At 53.3% G+C, this 19,747-nt stretch carries 17 protein-coding genes; 16 read left to right on the top strand and 1 reads right to left on the bottom strand.

What is annotated here, in order from left to right:
• The first annotated feature begins 31 nt into the window (after window positions 1–31).
• The 4 genes from tig (at window position 32) to ispG (ending at window position 4,745) form a co-directional block, all read left to right on the top strand.
• Window positions 32–1,321, top strand: coding sequence for a trigger factor (gene tig / locus D3P09_RS05585; RefSeq protein WP_120107884.1), 1,290 nt, complete (start codon window positions 32–34; stop codon window positions 1,319–1,321).
• Window positions 1,322–1,565: 244 nt separating this feature from the next.
• Entirely contained in the window at window positions 1,566–2,156 is a 591-nt protein-coding gene (gene clpP / locus D3P09_RS05580; RefSeq protein ID WP_120107882.1) for an ATP-dependent Clp endopeptidase proteolytic subunit ClpP, read from the top strand.
• Between the two features lie 31 nt (window positions 2,157–2,187).
• On the top strand, window positions 2,188–3,444 hold the full coding sequence (gene clpX / locus D3P09_RS05575; RefSeq protein WP_120107881.1) for an ATP-dependent protease ATP-binding subunit ClpX: 1,257 nt from the start codon (window positions 2,188–2,190) through the stop codon (window positions 3,442–3,444).
• A gap of 191 nt (window positions 3,445–3,635) precedes the next feature.
• The gene (gene ispG, locus D3P09_RS05570; RefSeq protein WP_120107879.1) at window positions 3,636–4,745 is read left to right on the top strand and encodes a flavodoxin-dependent (E)-4-hydroxy-3-methylbut-2-enyl-diphosphate synthase; all 1,110 of its coding nucleotides are present in this window, start codon (window positions 3,636–3,638) and stop codon (window positions 4,743–4,745) included.
• A gap of 192 nt (window positions 4,746–4,937) precedes the next feature.
• On the opposite strand, the gene D3P09_RS05565 is transcribed toward ispG, so the two are convergent.
• A complete protein-coding gene (locus D3P09_RS05565) occupies window positions 4,938–5,264 on the bottom strand; it encodes a hypothetical protein (RefSeq protein WP_120107878.1) in 327 nt (108 codons plus the stop codon).
• 272 nt (window positions 5,265–5,536) lie between these two features.
• On the opposite strand from D3P09_RS05565, the gene lonB reads away from it, so the two are divergent.
• The 12 genes from lonB (at window position 5,537) to hemL (ending at window position 19,728) form a co-directional block, all read left to right on the top strand.
• Window positions 5,537–7,240, top strand: coding sequence for an ATP-dependent protease LonB (gene lonB, locus D3P09_RS05560; RefSeq protein WP_120107876.1), 1,704 nt, complete (start codon window positions 5,537–5,539; stop codon window positions 7,238–7,240).
• A gap of 37 nt (window positions 7,241–7,277) precedes the next feature.
• Entirely contained in the window at window positions 7,278–9,647 is a 2,370-nt protein-coding gene (lon, locus tag D3P09_RS05555) for an endopeptidase La (RefSeq protein ID WP_120107874.1), read from the top strand.
• Window positions 9,644–10,231: a ribosome biogenesis GTP-binding protein YihA/YsxC gene (gene yihA, locus D3P09_RS05550; protein ID WP_120107872.1), complete on the top strand. Its 588-nt coding sequence runs from the start codon at window positions 9,644–9,646 to the stop codon at window positions 10,229–10,231. Before lon ends, yihA begins: the two co-directional genes overlap by 4 nt.
• 219 nt (window positions 10,232–10,450) lie before the next feature.
• A complete protein-coding gene (locus D3P09_RS05545; protein ID WP_120107870.1) occupies window positions 10,451–11,041 on the top strand; it encodes a non-ribosomal peptide synthetase module in 591 nt (196 codons plus the stop codon).
• 341 nt (window positions 11,042–11,382) lie between these two features.
• Window positions 11,383–11,781, top strand: a complete 399-nt coding sequence (gene speD, locus D3P09_RS05540; protein ID WP_120107868.1) for an adenosylmethionine decarboxylase — start codon at window positions 11,383–11,385, stop codon at window positions 11,779–11,781.
• Window positions 11,782–11,976: 195 nt separating this feature from the next.
• Entirely contained in the window at window positions 11,977–13,350 is a 1,374-nt protein-coding gene (hemA, locus tag D3P09_RS05535) for a glutamyl-tRNA reductase (RefSeq protein WP_120107867.1), read from the top strand.
• A gap of 68 nt (window positions 13,351–13,418) precedes the next feature.
• Entirely contained in the window at window positions 13,419–14,225 is an 807-nt protein-coding gene (ccsA, locus tag D3P09_RS05530; protein ID WP_120107865.1) for a cytochrome c biogenesis protein CcsA, read from the top strand.
• A gap of 25 nt (window positions 14,226–14,250) precedes the next feature.
• Complete coding sequence (locus D3P09_RS05525) at window positions 14,251–14,913, top strand: precorrin-2 dehydrogenase/sirohydrochlorin ferrochelatase family protein (protein WP_120107864.1); 663 nt, start codon at window positions 14,251–14,253, stop codon at window positions 14,911–14,913.
• Entirely contained in the window at window positions 14,907–15,872 is a 966-nt protein-coding gene (hemC, locus tag D3P09_RS05520) for a hydroxymethylbilane synthase (RefSeq protein ID WP_424452118.1), read from the top strand. Before D3P09_RS05525 ends, hemC begins: the two co-directional genes overlap by 7 nt.
• A 4-nt stretch (window positions 15,873–15,876) precedes the next feature.
• A complete protein-coding gene (gene cobA / locus D3P09_RS05515) occupies window positions 15,877–17,430 on the top strand; it encodes a uroporphyrinogen-III C-methyltransferase (RefSeq protein ID WP_120107860.1) in 1,554 nt (517 codons plus the stop codon).
• Entirely contained in the window at window positions 17,427–18,422 is a 996-nt protein-coding gene (hemB, locus tag D3P09_RS05510) for a porphobilinogen synthase (RefSeq protein WP_120107858.1), read from the top strand. The genes cobA and hemB overlap by 4 nt, the downstream gene beginning before the upstream one ends.
• A 4-nt stretch (window positions 18,423–18,426) precedes the next feature.
• Entirely contained in the window at window positions 18,427–19,728 is a 1,302-nt protein-coding gene (hemL, locus tag D3P09_RS05505; RefSeq protein WP_120107857.1) for a glutamate-1-semialdehyde 2,1-aminomutase, read from the top strand.
• Window positions 19,729–19,747 lie beyond the last annotated feature (19 nt).

Here is a 19,747-nt window from a genome sequence, read left to right as displayed (position 1 = left end):
GCATGCGCATTTTTGGAGGGGAAGGCATAAAATGAAAGCAACTTGGGAAAAAATAGACAAGAACCTCGTCTCGATCGACGTTGAGGTTGAAGCGGAGAAAGTAACGACCGCTCTTGATCAAGCCTTTAAGAAAGTGGCGGCTAAGGTTAACGTGCCTGGCTTCCGCAAAGGCAAAGTGCCGCGGGGGATTTTTGAATCCCGCTTTGGCGTAGAAAGCCTGTATCAGGACGCAATCGACATCCTGCTGCCTGAAGTGTACACAGCTGTTGTGAAAGAAAACAATCTTGAGCCGGTTGACCGTCCTGAGATTGACGTTACGCAATTCGCGAAGGGCCAATCCTTCAAATTCACGGCAAAAGTAACCGTTAAGCCTGAAGTTAAGCTTGGCGAATACAAAGGCCTTGAGATTGAAGCCGTTCAAGCGGAAGTGACTGAAGAAGAAATCGCGGCTGAGCTGGAGCGTCTGCAAGGACGTCATGCTGAGCTGAGCGTTGTTGAGGAAGGCGCTGCCCAAAACGGCGACATCTCCGTAATTGACTTCGACGGATATGTAGACGGCGAGCAATTCGAAGGCGGCTACAGCGAGCGCTACTCCCTGGAGCTCGGTTCCGGCTCGTTCATCCCTGGCTTCGAGGAGCAAGTGGTTGGCATGCAGCTTGGCGACTTCAAGGACGTAGAAGTAACGTTCCCTGAGAGCTACCACGCTGAGCATCTGGCAGGCAAGCCTGCCGTGTTCAAAGTTAAGCTTCATGAACTGAAGCGCAAAGTGCTGCCTGCTCTTGACGACGAGTTCGCCAAAGACGTCAGCGAATTCGATACGCTTGAAGAGTATAAGCAAGATCTTGCTGGCAATCTGAAAGAGCGCAAGGAGAAAGAAGCGGAGCAAGCTCGTGAAGTAGCTGTCGTAGACAAAGCGACTGCAGCTGCTGAAGTGGAAATTCCGGAAGCAATGATCGACACTGAAACTGACTACATGGTGAAGGATTTCGAAAACCGCCTGCGCATGCAAGGCATGAACCTTGACCTGTACTACCAGTTCTCCGGCCAAAACGAAGAAGTTCTTCGCGGCCAAATGCGTTCCGACGCAGAGAAGCGCGTACGCAACAACCTGGTGCTGGAAGCAATCGCTAAGGCAGAAGGCTTCGAGGCGACTGACGCTGATCTGACGGAAGAGCTGGAGAAGCTGTCCAAGCAATACAACCGTCCTGCCGAAGAACTGCGCGACATCTTCGAGAAGAACGGCAACATCAGCAACCTGCAAGAAGACATTCTGCTTCGCAAAACGATTCAGTTCCTTCTTGAGAACAGCAAAACAGCGTAAGACATCCCCGGCCATAAGGCTGGTATAGAAGAATAGGAAGTACCCCAAGATAAGGCGCGTGCATACTACGTGCCTTATTTTTACCCTACATATTCGTTTTTAGGTTTTGCATTTGCGGATAATCCGCGTACATATCGATAGGCCCTCGCCGTATACTGTACTATTCGGAAAAATGACATGAACTACAGGTACGTGATACAATGAGGTAGCAATATACACTCCAAAACGAAAAGAGGTTGGTCGCATGAATCTGGTACCGATTGTAGTTGAACAGACGAATCGTGGAGAGCGGTCCTATGACATCTACTCCCGTTTGCTGAAGGATCGCATTATTTTTCTCGGAAGCGCGATTGATGATGACGTCGCGAACTCTGTTATCGCCCAGCTGCTTTTCCTGGCGGCCGACGATCCGGAGAAGGACATTCATCTATACATTAACTCCCCCGGCGGTTCAGTAACGGCGGGCATGGCGATATTCGATACGATGCAATACATCAAGCCGGATGTATCCACGATCTGCATGGGCATGGCCGCTAGCATGGGCTCTCTCCTGCTGACGGCGGGCGCCAAGGGCAAACGATTTGCGCTGCCTAATGCCGAAGTAATGATTCACCAGCCGCTTGGCGGAGTGCGCGGTCAAGCAACAGACATTAAGATTCATGCTGACTGGATTTTGAAAACCAAACAGAAGCTGAATCAAATCTATGTCGACCGTACCGGACAACCGTACGAGAAAATCGACCGCGATACCGATCGCGACTATTTCATGAGCGCGGAAGAGGCTTTGGCCTATGGTTTGATCGACAAGGTCATTACTTCGCCGGGCCTCGTATAATGAACGAAGACTTATAAGAAGGGGTGAGTGCATGTTTAAGTTCAATGACGAGAAAGGCCAATTGAAATGCTCGTTCTGCGGAAAATCCCAGGATCAGGTGCGCAAGCTGGTTGCCGGTCCAGGCGTATATATATGTGATGAATGCATCGAGCTGTGTACAGAAATCGTAGAAGAGGAGCTCGGCAATGAAGAAGAGCTCGATCTGAAGGATATTCCGAAGCCAAAGGATATCCGTGCGATTCTGGATTCTTATGTTATCGGCCAGGAGTCCGCGAAGAAATCGTTGTCTGTAGCGGTATACAACCATTACAAACGGATTAATTCCGGCAGCAAAATCGAAGATGTCGAGCTTCAGAAGAGCAATATCTTGCTTCTGGGTCCTACGGGCTCCGGCAAGACGCTTCTGGCGCAGACCATGGCAAAGATTTTGAACGTGCCATTCGCAATCGCGGACGCCACTTCTCTTACAGAAGCGGGTTATGTCGGCGAGGACGTCGAGAACATTCTGCTTAAGCTGATCCAAGCTGCGGATTACGACGTGGAGAAAGCAGAGCGCGGCATAATCTATATCGACGAGATCGATAAAGTGGCTCGCAAATCGGAGAATCCGTCCATTACGCGCGACGTATCCGGCGAAGGCGTGCAGCAAGCGCTTCTGAAAATCTTGGAGGGTACGGTTGCATCGGTACCGCCGCAGGGCGGCCGCAAGCATCCTCATCAAGAATTTATTCAGATCGATACGACGAACATCCTGTTCATCTGCGGCGGCGCGTTCGATGGCCTGGAGCAGCTGATCAAACGCCGTATCGGCAAGAAAGTGATCGGCTTCAACTCCTCCGGCGAGACGCAAAAGGATCTGAAGCCAGGCGAATACCTGGGCATGGTATTGCCGGAAGATCTGCTGAAGTTCGGTCTGATTCCGGAATTCGTAGGACGTCTTCCTGTCATCTCTACACTGGAGCCGCTTGATGAGCAAGCTCTCGTCCGGATTCTGTCCGAGCCGAAGAATGCGCTTGTGAAGCAGTACCAGAAGCTGCTCGAGATGGACAATGTGAAGCTCGACTTCGAACCGGCGGCACTCGATGCTATCGCGAAGGAAGCGATTAAGCGCAACACAGGCGCACGCGGACTTCGTGCGATTATCGAGGGCATTATGCTTGAGGTCATGTACGAAGTTCCGTCGCGCGACGACGTCAGCACTTGCCTCATTACCGAGAAATCGGTACAGGATAAAATCATGCCTGAGCTGTCCGCCAAGAAAGGCAAGAAAAAGGAAGAGAGTGCTTAATTTCACTTTAGCATAACGAGTCCACCCCGTGACCTTCGTGCGTTCTCGCCCGGTCACGGGGTGGACTTTCGTGATTCAATATAAGATAATATAAGTGATTTAAATTCCATTCATATACCATATCGGTTGGCATGTGTGGCAGAACACCCTGAGGTTAATGGGTCTTATACGTTTGATGGGAGAGATCACTTATGTATTTGCGTCAGGACACAGTTGCGGTTAAGGTTGGGGATCTGACGATCGGCGGCAGCAATGAAGTTATTATTCAAAGCATGTGCACGACCAAGACAGCCGACGTTGAAGCTACCGTCGCGGAGATTTTGCGACTGGAGGAAGCAGGCTGTCAGATCGTACGCGTAACCGTGAATAACAAGGAAGCCGCGGATGCAATTAAAGAAATAAAGAAACGCATTCATATTCCGTTAGTTGCGGATATTCATTTCGATTACCGCCTTGCGCTGGCTGCGATCGAGAATGGGATTGATAAAGTCAGAATCAATCCGGGCAATATCGGCCGCCGCGAGAAGGTAGAAGCCGTTGTCAAAGCCTGCAAGGAGAAGGGCATTCCGATTCGAATCGGCGTCAATGCAGGTTCACTTGAGAACCACCTGCTGGAGAAGTACGGCTATCCGACACCGGAGGCTATGGTAGAGAGCGCATTGTTCCATATCGGCATTCTGGAGGAGCTGGACTTCCACGATATCATCGTGTCGCTTAAGGCATCCGACGTGCCGATGGCGATTGCGGCATACACCATGGCCGCGGAGAAGATCAAATATCCGCTGCACCTTGGCATTACAGAAGCGGGCACGCTCCATTCCGGCACGATCAAGAGCTCTGCAGGCATCGGCGCGCTTCTGTCCATGGGCATCGGCAATACGGTGCGCATCAGCTTAAGCGCAGACCCTGTCGAGGAAGTGAAGGTTGCCAGGGAGCTGCTGAAGACGTTCGGCCTCATTACGAATGCGGCTACGCTTGTTTCTTGCCCGACTTGCGGGCGTCTGGATATCGACCTGTTCTCGATTGCCAATGAAGTGGAAGAGTACATTTCGAAGATCAAGGTGCCGATCAAAGTTTCCGTGCTTGGCTGCGCGGTGAACGGGCCGGGCGAAGCGCGCGAAGCGGATATCGGCATAGCCGGCGCTCGCGGCGAAGGTATGCTGTTCCGCTATGGAGAGATGATCCGCAAGGTGCCTGAGGCGGAATTGCTTAACGAATTGAAGAAGGAAATCGATGTGATCGTACGTGTATTTGAGGAGACTGGTGAAATTCCGGGCCGCAAAAATCACGCTCACGCTTAATCGTTGCTGGAACGTTAAGAGGACTTCACCCTGCAGGGGGAGAGTCCTCTTATTTGTGTTTGCAGCAGGTTATAGGCAGAACTCCAGAACAAGCTCGAATGCGGGTTGATCCCAGTCGAATTTATGATGGGAATCCTTCCTTGTCGTGGTTGTATTCAGCATGATGATTGTCATGCTCGTCCATTGCGGCTTTTATGTTTTATTTTTCCTTTTGTTTTTGTACGAGGTGATGATCTCCTTCAGCAGCATTGCCACTCCATTAGGCCAGTCTAGGCCGGCAACATAGAATGCTAGCGCATCCTTGTCTCCAAAGTCCGGCGAAGCCTCTTTGCTTTTTGCGCCATCCGTTCCATTTGCGTCATCTCTGCTGCGTTCCAAAGCGCCTTGCACCACCTTGCCCGTTGCGGAGCTTTGAGATTGATCCATTTGCCCATTGATGCCTGCAGCGCTGTGTTCACCGTCAGTCCCTGTTTGTGCATTAGAGTTTGCATCATGCGGTCCATTGCTTCTCTCGCTCAAAGAATCTCCTCCCTTCCTGTTGATATTGACAAGTTATGCGGCAAGGACAAGAGAGGTCAGGGAGAGCAGTCCGTGTGTACCAGCCTTTTTTCTTTGGCGGATCGAGAGAAGGATGTGGAATTTGCTATTTTCCATGGATAGCGGCGATTATTCCGAATGGCAAGAGGCAATACTGACTTAATACGGATAATGTTGACGGACGAACTACAACAATCTCGCAGTACGCCAATAACCGCCGTCTTATGTTTGCGCTTGAAAGGAGCGGGTGAGAAATGAATTTAAGTCTAGTATTAATGTTGGTTCAAGTGTTTTTTGCGGTTGTCATTGGTCTGTATTTCTGGAATTTGCTTCGGAATCAGAAGACGAACCGCTCAGCGGTGGATCGCGAATCGAAGAAGGAAATGGATAAGCTGAGGAAGCTGAGATCCGTCTCGCTGACGAAACCTCTGGCAGAGAAGACAAGGCCGCAGACGATGGGAGATATAATTGGCCAGCGTGACGGCCTCAGAGCGCTCAAAGCAGCGCTTTGCAGCGCGAACCCTCAGCATGTTATCATCTATGGGCCGCCGGGCGTCGGCAAGACGGCTGCTGCCCGTGTCGTGCTGGAGGAGGCGAAGAAGAACCCTTCATCCCCGTTTCTCCCGGAGGCGAAATTTACCGAGATCGATGCGACTACAGCGAGGTTCGACGAGAGGGGCATTGCCGATCCGCTGATCGGCTCTGTTCACGATCCTATCTATCAGGGTGCGGGAGCGATGGGGGTTGCGGGCATTCCGCAGCCTAAGCCGGGAGCTGTTACGAAAGCGCATGGGGGCATCCTGTTCATCGACGAAATCGGCGAATTGCATCCCGTTCAGATGAATAAGCTGTTAAAAGTGCTCGAAGACCGGAAGGTGTTTTTGGAGAGCGCGTATTACAATTCAGAGGATGCCAATATTCCGCTTTACATCCATGATATTTTCCAAAACGGCCTGCCTGCGGACTTCCGTCTGGTAGGCGCAACAACGCGTTCGCCGCAGGAGATACCGCCTGCGATCCGCTCGCGCTGTATGGAGGTTTACTTCCGCCCCCTGCTGGCGGAGGAGATTTCGCTGGTAGCGGAGAATGCCGTAAAAAAAATCGGCTTCGGGCCATGCCCGGAAGCCATCGATGTAGTGAAGCGATATGCAACAAACGGCAGGGAAGCGGTCAATGTCATCCAGCTGGCGGCAGGCGTAGCCTTGTCAGAGAAACGCGATCAGATTTCAGCATCCGATATTGAATGGGTGGTGAACAGCAGCCAGATACCTCCGCGTCCGGACCGCAAGGTGCCAAGCGAGCCGCAAGTGGGCTTTGTGAACGGCCTTGCCGTATACGGGCCGAATATGGGAACGCTGCTGGAGATTGAAGTAAGCGCGATTGAAGCGGTGAAAGGCAAAGGGCAATTTACAATCACGGGTGTCGTCGATGAGGAGGAGCTTGGCGGAGGCTCGCGAACGCTGCGCCGCAAGAGCATGGCGAAGGGTTCCGTAGAGAACGTGCTGACGGTTCTGAGGCGCATTGGGCTTCGCCCGCAGGATTATGATTTGCACATCAATTTCCCTGGCGGAACGCCAATCGATGGCCCGTCTGCCGGCATTGCGATGGCAACTGCAATTGCTTCCGCTATAACTGGCGTTCCAATTGACAACAAGCTTGCTATGACGGGCGAGGTTGGCATTCACGGCAATGTGAAGCCGGTCGGCGGGGTGCTGGCGAAGGTCGAGGCGGCATTCCAGGCCGGCGCAGTGCAAGTCATTATTCCGAAAGAGAATTGGCAGGCGATTTTTGGCGATTTGGACGGACTTAAAGTCATCCCGGTCGATAAGGTAGAAGAAGTGTTTGACCTCGTCTTCCCGCAGTCGGTGCGGGCGGAGGAGCAGGCCGAGAAGCCATTTGGAACAGAAACTTATATCTCGACGAACGTTCCGTATTTGCAGGCTGATTCAGCTGAATGATAATATAAGGTAGATGTTAATGAATGGAGGTGCTGGTATGGGACCTGGCAAATCGAAAGGTCGTCGTCTGCCCTTGCTTCCCCTAAGAGGGCTGCTCGTGTATCCCAGCATGGTGCTCCACCTGGATGTGGGCAGGGACAAATCGGTTCGCGCGCTGGAGAGAGCGATGGTAGAGGATCATATGATCCTGCTTTGCTCGCAGTCGGAAGTGAATATTGAAGATCCGACCGAAGAGGATATCTATAAAATCGGCACCATTGCGAAAGTGCGCCAAATGCTTAAGCTTCCGAACGGAACCATCCGTGTTCTGGTGGAAGGCGTCGTGCGGGCAGAAGTACAGAGCTACGTGCAGAACGATCAATTCTATGAGGTGCTGGCGAAGGAGCTTCCTGAGCAGGAGACGGATGATCCGGAAGTGGATGCGTTGATGCGGACAGTGCTGAGCCAGTTCGAGCATTACATATCCTTATCCAAAAAGGTGACGCCGGAGACTTATGCGGCTGTCTCGGATATCGACGATCCGGGCCGGCTGGCGGATGTCATTACCAGCCATCTGTCGCTTAAGATCAAGGATAAGCAGGACATTCTGGAGACGATCGATGTTGCAGCAAGGCTGGAGCGGCTGCTTGATCTGCTGAACAATGAGCGCGAGGTGCTTGAGCTGGAGCGCCAGATCAATCAGCGCGTCAAGAAGCAGATGGAGAAGACGCAGAAGGAATATTATTTGCGCGAGCAGATGAAGGCGATCCAGAAGGAGCTTGGCGACAAGGAAGGCCGTGCAGGCGAGGCCGAAGAGCTTCGTACGCAGCTGGCAGAGGCGGGCGTGCCTGAGTCTGTCATGGAGAAGGTTAACAAGGAGATCGACCGTTTGGAGAAGATGCCGCCGTCCTCTGCCGAGGGAGGCGTCATTCGGAATTATATCGATTGGTTACTTGCTTTGCCTTGGAACAAATTAACGGAAGACGATCTCAGCCTGTCCAAGGCTGAAGAAATCCTCAATGATGACCATTATGGACTGGAGAAGCCGAAGGAGCGCGTGCTTGAGTATTTGGCCGTACAGCAGCTCGTGAAGAAGCTGAAGGGGCCGATCCTGTGTCTGGTGGGACCGCCGGGCGTCGGCAAAACATCGCTTGCCCGCTCCGTCGCCAAGTCGCTTGGACGCAAGTTCGTCCGCATCTCGCTCGGCGGCGTCAGAGACGAGGCGGAGATTCGGGGCCATCGCCGCACTTATGTAGGCGCGATGCCAGGGAGGATCATGCAGGGCATGAAGACTGCAGGAAGCCTGAATCCGGTATTCCTGCTTGATGAGATCGACAAAATGGCCTCCGACTTCCGCGGCGATCCCGCATCAGCCATGCTGGAGGTGCTGGATCCGGAGCAGAACAGCACGTTCAGCGATCATTACATCGAGGTGCCGTTCGATCTCTCTAATGTCATGTTCGTGACGACAGCCAATGCTCTTCATACAATCCCACGCCCGTTGCTGGACCGGATGGAAGTGCTTTATATTCCGGGTTATACCGAAATCGAGAAGCACCAGATCGCCGTCCGTTATTTGCTGCCCAAGCAGAAACGGGAGCATGGGCTTCGCGAGGATCAGCTAATTGTAACGGAAGAGGCGCTGCAGCTTCTGATTCGCGAATATACGCGGGAATCGGGCGTGCGCAATCTGGAGCAGCAGATTGCTGCGGTATGCCGGAAGGCGGCCAAGCATTTTGTAGCTGAGGAAAATCGCGAATCCGAAGAGCCCCTGACCGTTGATGTGGAGCAGATCAAGGAATGGATCGGACCGCCGAAGTTCAGGTACGGGCTTGCCGAGAGCGAGAATCAGGTAGGCGCCGTTACTGGGCTGGCATGGACCGAGGTGGGCGGCGATACGCTGGTCATCGAAGTAACGGTGATGCCGGGCAGCGGCAAGCTGACCTTAACGGGCAAGCTGGGCGATGTCATGAAGGAGTCCGCGCAGGCCGCCTTCAGCTTTACGCGCTCCCAGGCGGAGCAGTTAGGCATCGATCCTCAATTCCATGAGAAGAACGACATTCATATTCATATTCCTGAAGGCGCCATTCCGAAGGATGGACCGTCCGCGGGCATTACGATGGCGACAGCGCTTATCTCGGCGCTGACGAACCGTTATGTCGACAAGGAAGTGGCGATGACGGGCGAGATTACGCTGCGGGGCCGGGTGCTGCCGATTGGCGGATTGAAGGAAAAGTCGCTGGCGGCTCATCGCGCCGGCATTAAGAAAGTGCTGTTGCCCAAAGACAACGAGCGCGATTTGCGGGATATACCGGACAGCATTCGCAGCGAGCTGGACTTTGTGCCGGTAGCGCAAATGGAAGAAGTGCTTAAGCACGCCTTGCTGCCGGCGGCAACTGAGGAGAGGGCAGGGACAATAATTTCATGAAGATTATGGACGTACAATTTATTATCAGCGCAGTCAGACCGGATCAATATCCGGAGGACGCCTTGCCAGAGGTTGCTCTGGCGGGGCGTTCCAACGTCGGGAAGTCATCCCTAATTAATAAGCTAATCATGCGTAAAAACTTGGCAAGAACGAGCTCGCAGCCTGGCAAAACCCAGCAGCTTAACTACTACCGTGTGAACGATATGATCTATCTGGTCGACTTTCCGGGCTACGGGTATGCCAAAGTGTCGAAGACACAACGCGAAAAGTTTGGAGAAATGATCGAAACCTATCTGCAGGAACGCGAGCCGCTCAAGCTGCAGCTTTTGGTCATCGATATTCGCCATGAGCCGTCCAAGGATGATGTGCTTATGTACAACTGGCTCAAGCATTTTGAGATCCCTACTTGCATCGTGGCGACAAAAGCCGACAAGATTCCGCGCTCGAAGTGGGACAAGCATATCAAAATGATCAAAACGACGCTTGAAGCCGATCCGCGAGATTCAGTCGTGCTCTTCTCCTCCGAGACAGGGCTTGGCCGCGAGCAGCTTTGGGATGTCATTAACGAAGCGATTGCCACATAAGGCAGAAAGCACGGGAAGTTCTCATATAATTTAGAGAATACAGTGCAATTGTTGCGATTCCTTCTGGAATCCCCCGATTTTTCTTGAAATATGCGCAAAAATGAACGCTGGCCGGCAGGAATAAAAACGATGGATCACGTATAATAAACATAAGCAATGCTGAAAAGGCTGCTACTGGCGCCTAAGCCGGTGGGGTCTCAAAGAATTGAGGAGATTTTTATGGCTAAGCGGCTAGCCACAGAGTATGTAAATGCCAAACTGCAGTTAAATCAAGAAGAAATGACAAGGTTCATCGCTTTTATGGAGGATCAGCAGCTGCGCATGCAGGTATTGGTGCTTGATAACGGCAATCAGGAACTGCTTCTTCACGATATCGCAGGGAGGGAACAAGTCAGATTGACCTTCGAGCGAAGGCAAGACTATTATGTTTGCGAGCTTTCTTGCCGTCTTGTAGAACCTAAGCTGACCAACGCGCTGCGCAAAGCGGTAACTGCTTTCCGTGGCAACGCGATCGTCAACCGCATTTACAGCCATTATACGATGATCTATCACTATAGGAACGGCGCCGTTCAGAAGATTGTGGAGAGCTCGGAAGCCGGCGAGCGTGTCGTGTTCGAGCACAAGGATACGCTGGGCCAATTAGAACGCGTATTCCGCAGCCGCCTGATTGAACGGGAGATCGGATTGATTCAGGGTGCAGTGAATGAATTGCTTGACCTGCGCAACCAGACAGTCGATCGAGCCGAAATTGCCACCATTGACCAAAGGCTGACGGAGCTTACTCACAAGCTGTTCGTGCTTGAAGCGTAGGAGCTCACGGGAACGCCCGAAGCGAGGAAGAGAGACCGGCATGCCGGTCTTTCTTTTTTTCTTGAGACGGTTTCCGGACATGCTGGGTATACATAGATTGATACGTGATGAGATGTAATTCTGCCAATTGAAGCCTAAACAAAAAAAACTATTGCATTTCTCGCGGATAGATGTTATTTTTATTCTCGTTGAAAACATTGTTGCTGTACAATATTAGGAACCAGGATTCACTCAGGACATAGTTATGTTGCGAGAGATTAATCCCTCGGGAAGTGAATGACGTAGGTCCTAGCGGATGAAATTTTTTAAACATTTTATTCCTAGGAAGGGGGAACCGGAAGATGGAATACTCAACTTTCGGAAGACACGTTGCTGTTGATGCTTGGGGTGTAGATTTTGAATTGCTGAACAGCGCTGAATTTTTGCAATCTCACATGGTAGAGGCTGCAGAAGCTTGCGGCGCAACTGTATTGTCGGTACAATCCAAACAATTTGAACCTCAAGGCGCTACGGTACTCGTGCTGCTGTCGGAGAGTCACCTCTCGATTCATACGTACCCTGAGAGAGGCTTTGCTGCGCTAGACTGCTATACCTGCGGTGAAACTGTTGATCCTCAGCTCGCGATCGATTACATGCTGACGGTGCTTAAGCCGAAGACGACCCATGCGAAGAAGCTGGTTCGCGGCATGGGCGAGCTGCAAGTCGAAGAACCAAAGATGAAACAAATCGAGCTTGTGTAAGGCTCATTATTGTATGATACGGGAATAACCATGGAGCCAATCCATGGTTATTTCTTTGTGAATACAGGGTATACTGTGAATGTATTTTTCAAACATTATTCATAAATGAAACCAATATGAATGTCGAACTATGCTATAATATTCGATAACATCAAGGGATTGGACTGGCAACAGAAGGGAGCAGGAGAAAAGCACATGCACATTATCGTAGTAGGTCTGAATTATAGGACAGCTCCTGTAGAAGTGAGGGAGAAATTCGCATTCGCTGAGCATGAGCTTCCGGCTGCGCTTGAGGGCCTCATGGATACGAAGAGCATTATGGAATGTGTCATTGTAGCTACGTGCAACCGTACAGAGATTTATGCCGTAGTGGATCGCCATCATCTGTGCGGTCATTATATCCGAAGCTTTATGGAGAAATGGTTCAATCTGCCGCGTGCGGAGTTTACGAACCATTTATATATGTACGAGGACGGCAAAGCCATCGAGCATCTATTCCGCGTCACCAGCGGTCTGGATTCCATGGTTATTGGCGAGACTCAGATTTTGGGACAAGTGAAGAACGCCTTCCTTCAGGCGCAAGCCGACAAGAAGACGGGCACGATCTTCAATATGCTGTTCAAGCAAGCCGTAACGATGGCCAAGCGCGCTCATTCCGAGACGATGATTGGCGAGACGGCGGTATCCGTCAGCTATGCGGCGGTGGAGCTGGGCAAGCAAATTTTTGGCCAATTCAACAAAAAGACCGTTATGGTTATCGGTGCGGGCGAGACGGGCGAGCTTACTGCCAAGCATCTGTATGCGAACGGCGCAGACCGCGTGCTGGTCGTCAACCGTACGTTCGATCGCGCCGCAGCGCTGGCGGACAAGTTCAATGGCGTGCCTTGTTCCATGGAAGAAGCAGTCAAGAAGCTGCATGAGGTAGATATTATTATCAGCTCCACAGGAGCGAACGGATATGTGCTGACCCGCGAGCAAGTGCAGGAAGCGATGCGGCGCCGCAAGTCGAAGCCGCTCTTTATGATCGATATTGCGGTTCCGCGGGATTTGGATCCGACCATTGCGGCGGTAGAGAATGTGTTCCTGTACGACATTGACGATCTGGAGGGCATTGTTCAAAGCAATCTGGAGCATCGCCGCCAGGAAGCGGCGAAGATTGAAGTGATGATCGAAGAGGAGATCAAGCTGTTCGAGCACTGGTACAAGACGCTCGGCGTTGTGCCGCTCATCCGTGCCTTGCAGACGAAGTCGGCTGAGATCCATGAGGATACGATGAACAGCCTGTCGAACAAGCTGCCTGATCTGGACGAGCATGAGATGAAGGTTATTCGCAAGCTGACCAAGAGCATCGTGAATCAAATGATGCAGGATCCTATACATCGGATCAAGGAGATGGCCGGCGAGAAACGGGCTGAGGAAGCGATGGACATGTTCGTGAAGCTGTTTGCGCTGGAGAATCAGCTGGAGCAGTCCCGCGAGCAGGAGAAGGCTGCGGCCCAGGAGCCGGCAGCTGCAGCACAACCCAAACTTGTGCATTCCAATGCCACTCCGGCGTTTGCCCGTCCATAATCGGCTCATCACTTTGATATCGAAGTTTTCGCCTGTCAATCCGTGAAGGGCTGTGAAGTGGAGGAACTATGGAAACGGCTAACTGGATGTACGACGCGATACTTTATATTTACGCCCTGAGCCTGCTGTTTTACTTCTCCGACTTTATGCATGCAAGTCGGAAAGCGAAGCGGATAGGCACAGGGCTCCTTGTTTTTGTATGGATATTGCAGACTGGCTATTTGATAGCCAAGCTGTATCTGGGACACCCCGACCAGAACACCTTCCTGTATTGGCTGGCGTTCTCATGGCTGCTGTCAACAGTATCACTGGTGATCAGCCGTTTTTACCATATTGATTATATTGTGTTTTTTGTAAATGTGGTCAGCTTTGCGGTATTGGCCTTAAATATGTACAGCGGAATGGGCGGCGGAATGGATTATGCGCCCTGGCAGGCAGCCAGAGAGCTGCTGATCGTTCATATCAGCCTGGTGTTGTGCGCATACGTCGCGCTGACGATCGGAGCGCTGATGGCCGGTATGTATCTGTTCCTGCATCACCGCCTTAAGCGCAAGCGCTGGTCACAGGTCGTGCGCAGATACCCCAGCTTGGATACGATCGAGCGCTTTGCAGATCGCGCCGTCATTATCGGCGTTCCCTTGCTTGCGATGTCGCTGGCGATTGCGACGGTATCGCTGATTGTAGAGGGCAGGGCTATGCTGCTCCTGGATTGGAAGGTGCTGACCTCCTTCGCTTCCCTTATTATGTATATTGCTTATGTGTATCAGCGGGCAGTGAAAGATCGGCCCGGCCATCAGTTGGCCAAGCTGTATATCGTTGCCTTTTGTATGTTAGTCTTAAACTTATTGACGAACTCATTTTCTTCATTCCATTAGCGGCAACAGGAAGGGGGGGCACTGGATGGAAGGCAGTATGCGACACGGCTTCTACCCTGTAGCCTTAAGGCTGGCCGGCAGGCTCTGCATCATCGTTGGCGGCGGGAAGGTGGCCGAGAGGAAGCTGAGAGGGCTTATTGAGGCCGGCGCTGACCGGATTGAATTGATCAGCCCTGATGTGACGAGGGAGATCGAAGCTTGTGCTGCTGGCGGCCGATTGATCTGGCGTAACCGCCCTTATGCCCAAGGCGACCTGGAGGAAGCGTGGCTCTTGATTGCGGCGACCGACGATCATGCGCTTAATGCCAGCCTTGCCGAGGAAGCGGATAAGCTCGGCATCTTGTCCAACATAGCGGATGATTATGAAAGCGGGAGCTTCATTACGCCAGCCGTTACGCGCAATGGGCCGCTCATCATGGCGGTTACGACTTCCGGCGCCAGCCCTGCTCTGGCTAAGGCGCTGAAGAAGGAGCTCGACGAAAGGTACGGGAATCGATACGGGGAAGCGGCGGAGCGGCTTGGCGAGCTGCGCAAGCTGATACTTGCCGGAGATGATAGTTCCGAGGCGAAGGAAGAGCTGCTTAGGCTCGCGGCTAAGGAAGTGTTGGAAGCCGGGATAGAGGATAGAACCCCGGAGCAATGGCTGAAGGGTTTGATAGCACGGACTAAAGGGAGGGCTTTATCGTGAGCAACAACTCGAATGGACAACGCGTTATCGTCGTAGGAACCCGTCAAAGCGCGCTGGCGCTGACGCAGACAGGACAGGTCATAGACGAATTGAAGCGCATCAGCGAGCAGGAAGGTTTGGGCTACACATTTGAAATCCGCAAGATTGTAACAAAGGGCGACCGGATTCTGGATGTTACGTTGTCCAAGGTAGGCGGCAAAGGACTGTTCGTGAAGGAAATCGAGCAGGCGCTGCTTGACGGAGAGATCGATATAGCTGTACATAGCATGAAAGATATGCCGTTCCAGCTGCAAGAAGGCTTAATGAACGGCGCAACGCCTAGACGGGTTAATCCGCTTGATTGCCTGGTGACAAAGGAGGGCGGGGATCTCGATTCGCTGCCGCAGGGAGCGCGCGTCGGAACAAGCAGCCTGCGCCGTTCCAGCCAGCTCAAGAACAGAAGGCCGGATTTGCAGCTGGAATCGATCCGCGGCAATATCGACTCCCGCATCCGCAAGCTGGAGACGGAAGGCTTCGATGCCGTTGTGCTTGCTGCCGCTGGCCTGTCGCGTATGGGCTGGGAGGACCGCATCTCGGCGCTTATTCCGGAAGATGTGTGTATTCCGGCTGTCGGACAAGGCGCGCTTGGGATTGAGTGCAGAGAGAATGATGAGCAAATCAGAGAATTGCTCTCCCTTCTGAATGACCGTGAGACTGAAATTACTGTACGTGCGGAGCGCAGCTTCCTCGGCACGCTTAACGGCGGCTGCCAGGTTCCCATCGGCGCTTATGCGACGATCGTGTCGGAAGAGGCGGATGGACCGCTTCTGGAGTTGACCGGCATGGTTGGATCTCCTGATGGCGAGACGCTTTTGAAGGAGATTAAGCGAGGAAAGGATCCGGAGAAGCTGGGCAAGGAAGTGGCCGAGTCGCTGATTGCCAGCGGCGCCGACCGCATTCTGGCGGAGATCGGGGGCTAAAGCCATGAACAAGGGGAAGGTTTATTTGGTGGGCGCCGGTCCCGGTGATCCGAAGCTGATCACGGTACGGGGACTGGAGTGCTTGAAGGATAGCGATGTGGTCGTCTATGACAGGCTCGCTAGTCCCAGATTGCTGAGGCATGCGAAGCAGGGGGCCGAGATGGTGTATGTCGGCAAGCTGCCGGACCGCCATACGATGAAGCAGGAGGAGATCAATCGTCTCCTCGTTGACTTGGCGCTGGCAGGCAAGACGGTTACTCGACTGAAGGGTGGCGATCCGACGATATTCGGACGGGTTGGCGAAGAAGCGGAGCTCTTGCAGGAGAATGGCATTGAATATGATATCGTGCCGGGCATAACGTCAGCTATCGCCGTGCCGGCCTATGCGGGCATACCGGTGACGCATCGCGACCTGGCCTCCTCCTTGTCCATTGTGACAGGGCATGAAAGTCCGGAGAAGCTTGACCGCTCAATCTATTGGGACAAGGTAACCAATGCGACAGGGACGTTGTTGTTTCTAATGGGCGTAGCCAAAATTGGATATATTGCCGAACAGTTGATGAAGCACGGCAAGCCGCCAGGGACACCGGTCGCGTTAGTGCGCTGGGGAACCAGGGTCGAGCAGGAGACGATTGTCGGCACGCTTGAGACGATCGAAGGCATTGTGAAGGAAGCGAACTTTCAGCCTCCTGCCGTCATTATCGTCGGCGAGGTTGTCCTTCAGCGGGAGAAGCTGAAGTGGTATGAGAGCAAGCCGCTGTTCGGGATGAGGGTGATGGTGACCCGCGCAAGACCGCAGGCGAGCGAGCTTGCGGATGCGATAGAGGCGCTGGGCGGAGAGCCTTGCGAATTTCCTGTCATTGAGATCCGCGAACCGCAGGACGAGCAAACCATCAATGCGATCCGGGCCAGCCTGGAGCAAGCCGAGAGCTATCAATGGCTCATGTTCACAAGCGTGAACGGAGTCGATTATTTCTTCCGCTATTTGCGTCGATTCGGCATCGACATGCGGAGATTCCATGCTGCCCGAATCGTCGCCGTTGGACCCAAGACGGCGGAGGCGCTTGCCGCCAAGGGGCTGACAGTCGAGGAGCTGCCTGTTCAGTTCCATGCAGAGTCGCTGCTGGATCGGGTGAGCGATTGGCTGAAGCCTGGAGACAAGGCGCTGCTCCCGCGGGGAGATCTGGCACGTGAGGTTCTTCCGAAGGAGCTCAGGGCAAAGGGCGTTGAGGCAGTCGAGATTGACGTGTATGAGACGGTAATTGCCGATACGCAGGACGAACTGGCTCTGGAGTGGCTGCGCGAGGGCGGCATTCATATGATTACTTTTACAAGCTCGTCTACCGTTACGAATTTGCTTGAAGTATTGCGGCGCAGAGGCGTCGAGGAGCCTGTCGAGCTGCTCAGGGGCATACCGCTCGCGAGTATCGGGCCGATTACAACCAAAACAATTAAAGAGGCAGGACTGCATGCGACGGTTGAGGCGGAGTCTTCGACACTTGACAGCTTGCTGACAGCCATCACCGTTTATAATCAGGAAAGGAGAGGGAGCAAATGAGTTTCCCGATAGTTAGACATCGCAGATTGCGCAGAACAGGCGGACTTCGCAGCCTGGTTCGCGAAACTGCGCTTAGCGCAGATGATTTTATATATCCGTTGTTCGTCACCCACGGCAAGGAGGTCAAGGAAGAGATTCCATCCATGCCTGGCGTATACCATCTATCCATGGATTTGCTGGAGGCGGAGATTCGCGAGATCGCAGCGCTGGGCATCAAGTCCGTTCTATTGTTCGGCGTGCCGAATCATAAGGATGCGCACGGTTCATCGGCTTATGATCCGAACGGCATCGTGCAGGAGGCTATTCGCGCCGTGAAGGGCTGGGCTCCTGAGCTGGTTGTTGTTGCAGATACTTGCCTCTGCCAATTTACGGACCATGGTCATTGCGGAGTCGTCCATCAGGATGAAGCTACCGGAGTGGCGGTTGTGGACAATGACAAGTCGCTGGAGCTGCTTGTCCGCACGGCCGTCTCGCAGGCCGAAGCCGGCGCTGACGTCATCGCGCCTTCCAACATGATGGACGGATTCGTGCACGCAATCCGCGCGGGTCTGGATGAAGCGGGCTACAGCGATATCGCGATCATGTCCTATTCGGTCAAATATGCGTCGGCCTTCTATGGCCCGTTCCGTGACGCTGCGCATTCGGCGCCGCAATTCGGCGACCGCAAGACGTATCAGATGGATCCGGCGAATTCGCGGGAAGCGCTCCGCGAGGCGGAATCCGATGTAGCGGAAGGCGCCGATATGCTGATGGTCAAGCCTGCTTTGTCTTACCTGGATATTGTGAAGACGCTCAAGGAGCAATTCGATCTTCCTGTCGTGGCTTATAACGTCAGCGCCGAATATTCGATGGTCAAAGCTGCTGCCGCGAACGGATGGGTGGATGAGCGCTCTATTGTGCTGGAGAAGCTGACCAGCATGAAGAGAGCGGGAGCCGATATCATTATCACGTACCATGCCAAAGATGCCGTACGCTGGCTGAGAGGGGAATAAGAGCATGACGGAGAGCAATAGAAGACGTAATGATGCGCGTTCCGCCGAGGCGTTCGCCAGAGCGAAGAAAGTGATTCCGGGAGGCGTCAACTCCCCTGTTCGCGCATTCAAGTCCGTAGGGCTTACGCCTGTCTACATGGAGCGCGGCGAAGGCAGCCGTGTCTATGACATTGACGGCAATGTCTATATTGATTATGTGGCTTCGTGGGGGCCGCTCATTATGGGGCATGCCCATCCCGAGGTCGTTGAGGCGCTGCGCAAGACGGCAGAGCGCGGGACAAGCTTTGGCGCGCCAACCGAGCTGGAGACGCTGATGGCGGAGCTCGTATGCGAGCGCGTACCGTCCGTAGATGTCGTGCGGATGGTGAATTCCGGTACGGAAGCGACCATGAGCGCCCTGCGTCTTGCGCGCGGCTATACGAAAAGAAGCAAAATTATGAAATTCGAAGGCTCCTATCACGGCCATGCGGACAGTCTGCTGATCAAAGCGGGCTCCGGCGTGGCGACGCTGGGCTTGCCTGACAGCCCGGGCGTTCCGGAGCATGTGGCTTCCCATACGATTACGGTTCCTTATAACGATATTGAGTCCGTCAAGCTGGCATTCGAGAAATTCGGCGAAGAGATTGCATGTGTGATCGTAGAGCCGGTAGCAGGCAATATGGGGGTTGTGCCGCCGCTTCCGGGCTTCTTGGAAGGACTGCGCGAGGTGACGACCCAGTACGGCACCCTGCTGATCTTCGACGAAGTGATGACAGGTTTCCGCGTGGGCTACCAGTGCGCGCAAGGACTGTTCGGCGTAACGCCGGACCTCACGTGCTTCGGCAAAGTCATTGGCGGTGGCCTTCCAGTCGGCGCTTACGGCGGCAAACGTGAAATTATGGAGATGATTGCGCCAAGCGGTCCGATCTATCAAGCAGGTACGCTTTCGGGCAATCCGCTTGCGATGGCGGCCGGCTATACAACGTTGAAGCTGCTGACGCCTGAAACTTATGAGCTGCTGGAGAGACAAGCCGTTCGCCTGCAGCTTGGCTTTGAAGCGAATGCCGCCAAGCATGGCATTGCATCGACGATTAACCGTGTCGGCTCTATGGTCTGTCCGTTCTTTACGGAGAAGACCGTTATTAACTACGAGACGGCGAAGTCTGCCGATCTGGAACGGTTTAAGACTTATTTTGCAGCCATGCTGGATCTGGGCGTAAGCATTGCGCCTTCTCAATTTGAAGGCATGTTCGTCTCCGCTGTTCACAGCGATGCGGACATCGACGAGACGATCGCCGTTCACGATCAAGCTCTGAGCCGCCTGTAAAGCATGTTAGAGGAGGCTC

Origin of the sequence: Paenibacillus pinisoli (assembly GCF_003605435.1) — a bacterium.
Taxonomy (GTDB): Bacteria; Bacillota; Bacilli; order Paenibacillales; family Paenibacillaceae; genus Pristimantibacillus; species Pristimantibacillus pinisoli.
Note: the sequence above shows the minus strand (reverse complement) of the source record. Positions and strands in the feature narration are given on the sequence as shown.

Excerpts from the sequence above, each read along its gene's own strand:
- tig (WP_120107884.1), top strand. The coding sequence starts at position 32 with ATGAAAGCAACTTGGGAAAAAATAGACAAGAACCTCGTCTCGATCGAC.
- clpP (WP_120107882.1), top strand. The coding sequence starts at position 1,566 with ATGAATCTGGTACCGATTGTAGTTGAACAGACGAATCGTGGAGAGCGG.
- clpX (WP_120107881.1), top strand. The coding sequence starts at position 2,188 with ATGTTTAAGTTCAATGACGAGAAAGGCCAATTGAAATGCTCGTTCTGC.
- ispG (WP_120107879.1), top strand. The coding sequence starts at position 3,636 with ATGTATTTGCGTCAGGACACAGTTGCGGTTAAGGTTGGGGATCTGACG.
- lonB (WP_120107876.1), top strand. The coding sequence starts at position 5,537 with ATGAATTTAAGTCTAGTATTAATGTTGGTTCAAGTGTTTTTTGCGGTT.
- lon (WP_120107874.1), top strand. The coding sequence starts at position 7,278 with ATGGGACCTGGCAAATCGAAAGGTCGTCGTCTGCCCTTGCTTCCCCTA.
- yihA (WP_120107872.1), top strand. The coding sequence starts at position 9,644 with ATGAAGATTATGGACGTACAATTTATTATCAGCGCAGTCAGACCGGAT.
- D3P09_RS05545 (WP_120107870.1), top strand. The coding sequence starts at position 10,451 with ATGGCTAAGCGGCTAGCCACAGAGTATGTAAATGCCAAACTGCAGTTA.
- speD (WP_120107868.1), top strand. The coding sequence starts at position 11,383 with ATGGAATACTCAACTTTCGGAAGACACGTTGCTGTTGATGCTTGGGGT.
- hemA (WP_120107867.1), top strand. The coding sequence starts at position 11,977 with ATGCACATTATCGTAGTAGGTCTGAATTATAGGACAGCTCCTGTAGAA.
- ccsA (WP_120107865.1), top strand. The coding sequence starts at position 13,419 with ATGGAAACGGCTAACTGGATGTACGACGCGATACTTTATATTTACGCC.
- D3P09_RS05525 (WP_120107864.1), top strand. The coding sequence starts at position 14,251 with ATGGAAGGCAGTATGCGACACGGCTTCTACCCTGTAGCCTTAAGGCTG.
- cobA (WP_120107860.1), top strand. The coding sequence starts at position 15,877 with ATGAACAAGGGGAAGGTTTATTTGGTGGGCGCCGGTCCCGGTGATCCG.
- hemB (WP_120107858.1), top strand. The coding sequence starts at position 17,427 with ATGAGTTTCCCGATAGTTAGACATCGCAGATTGCGCAGAACAGGCGGA.
- hemL (WP_120107857.1), top strand. The coding sequence starts at position 18,427 with ATGACGGAGAGCAATAGAAGACGTAATGATGCGCGTTCCGCCGAGGCG.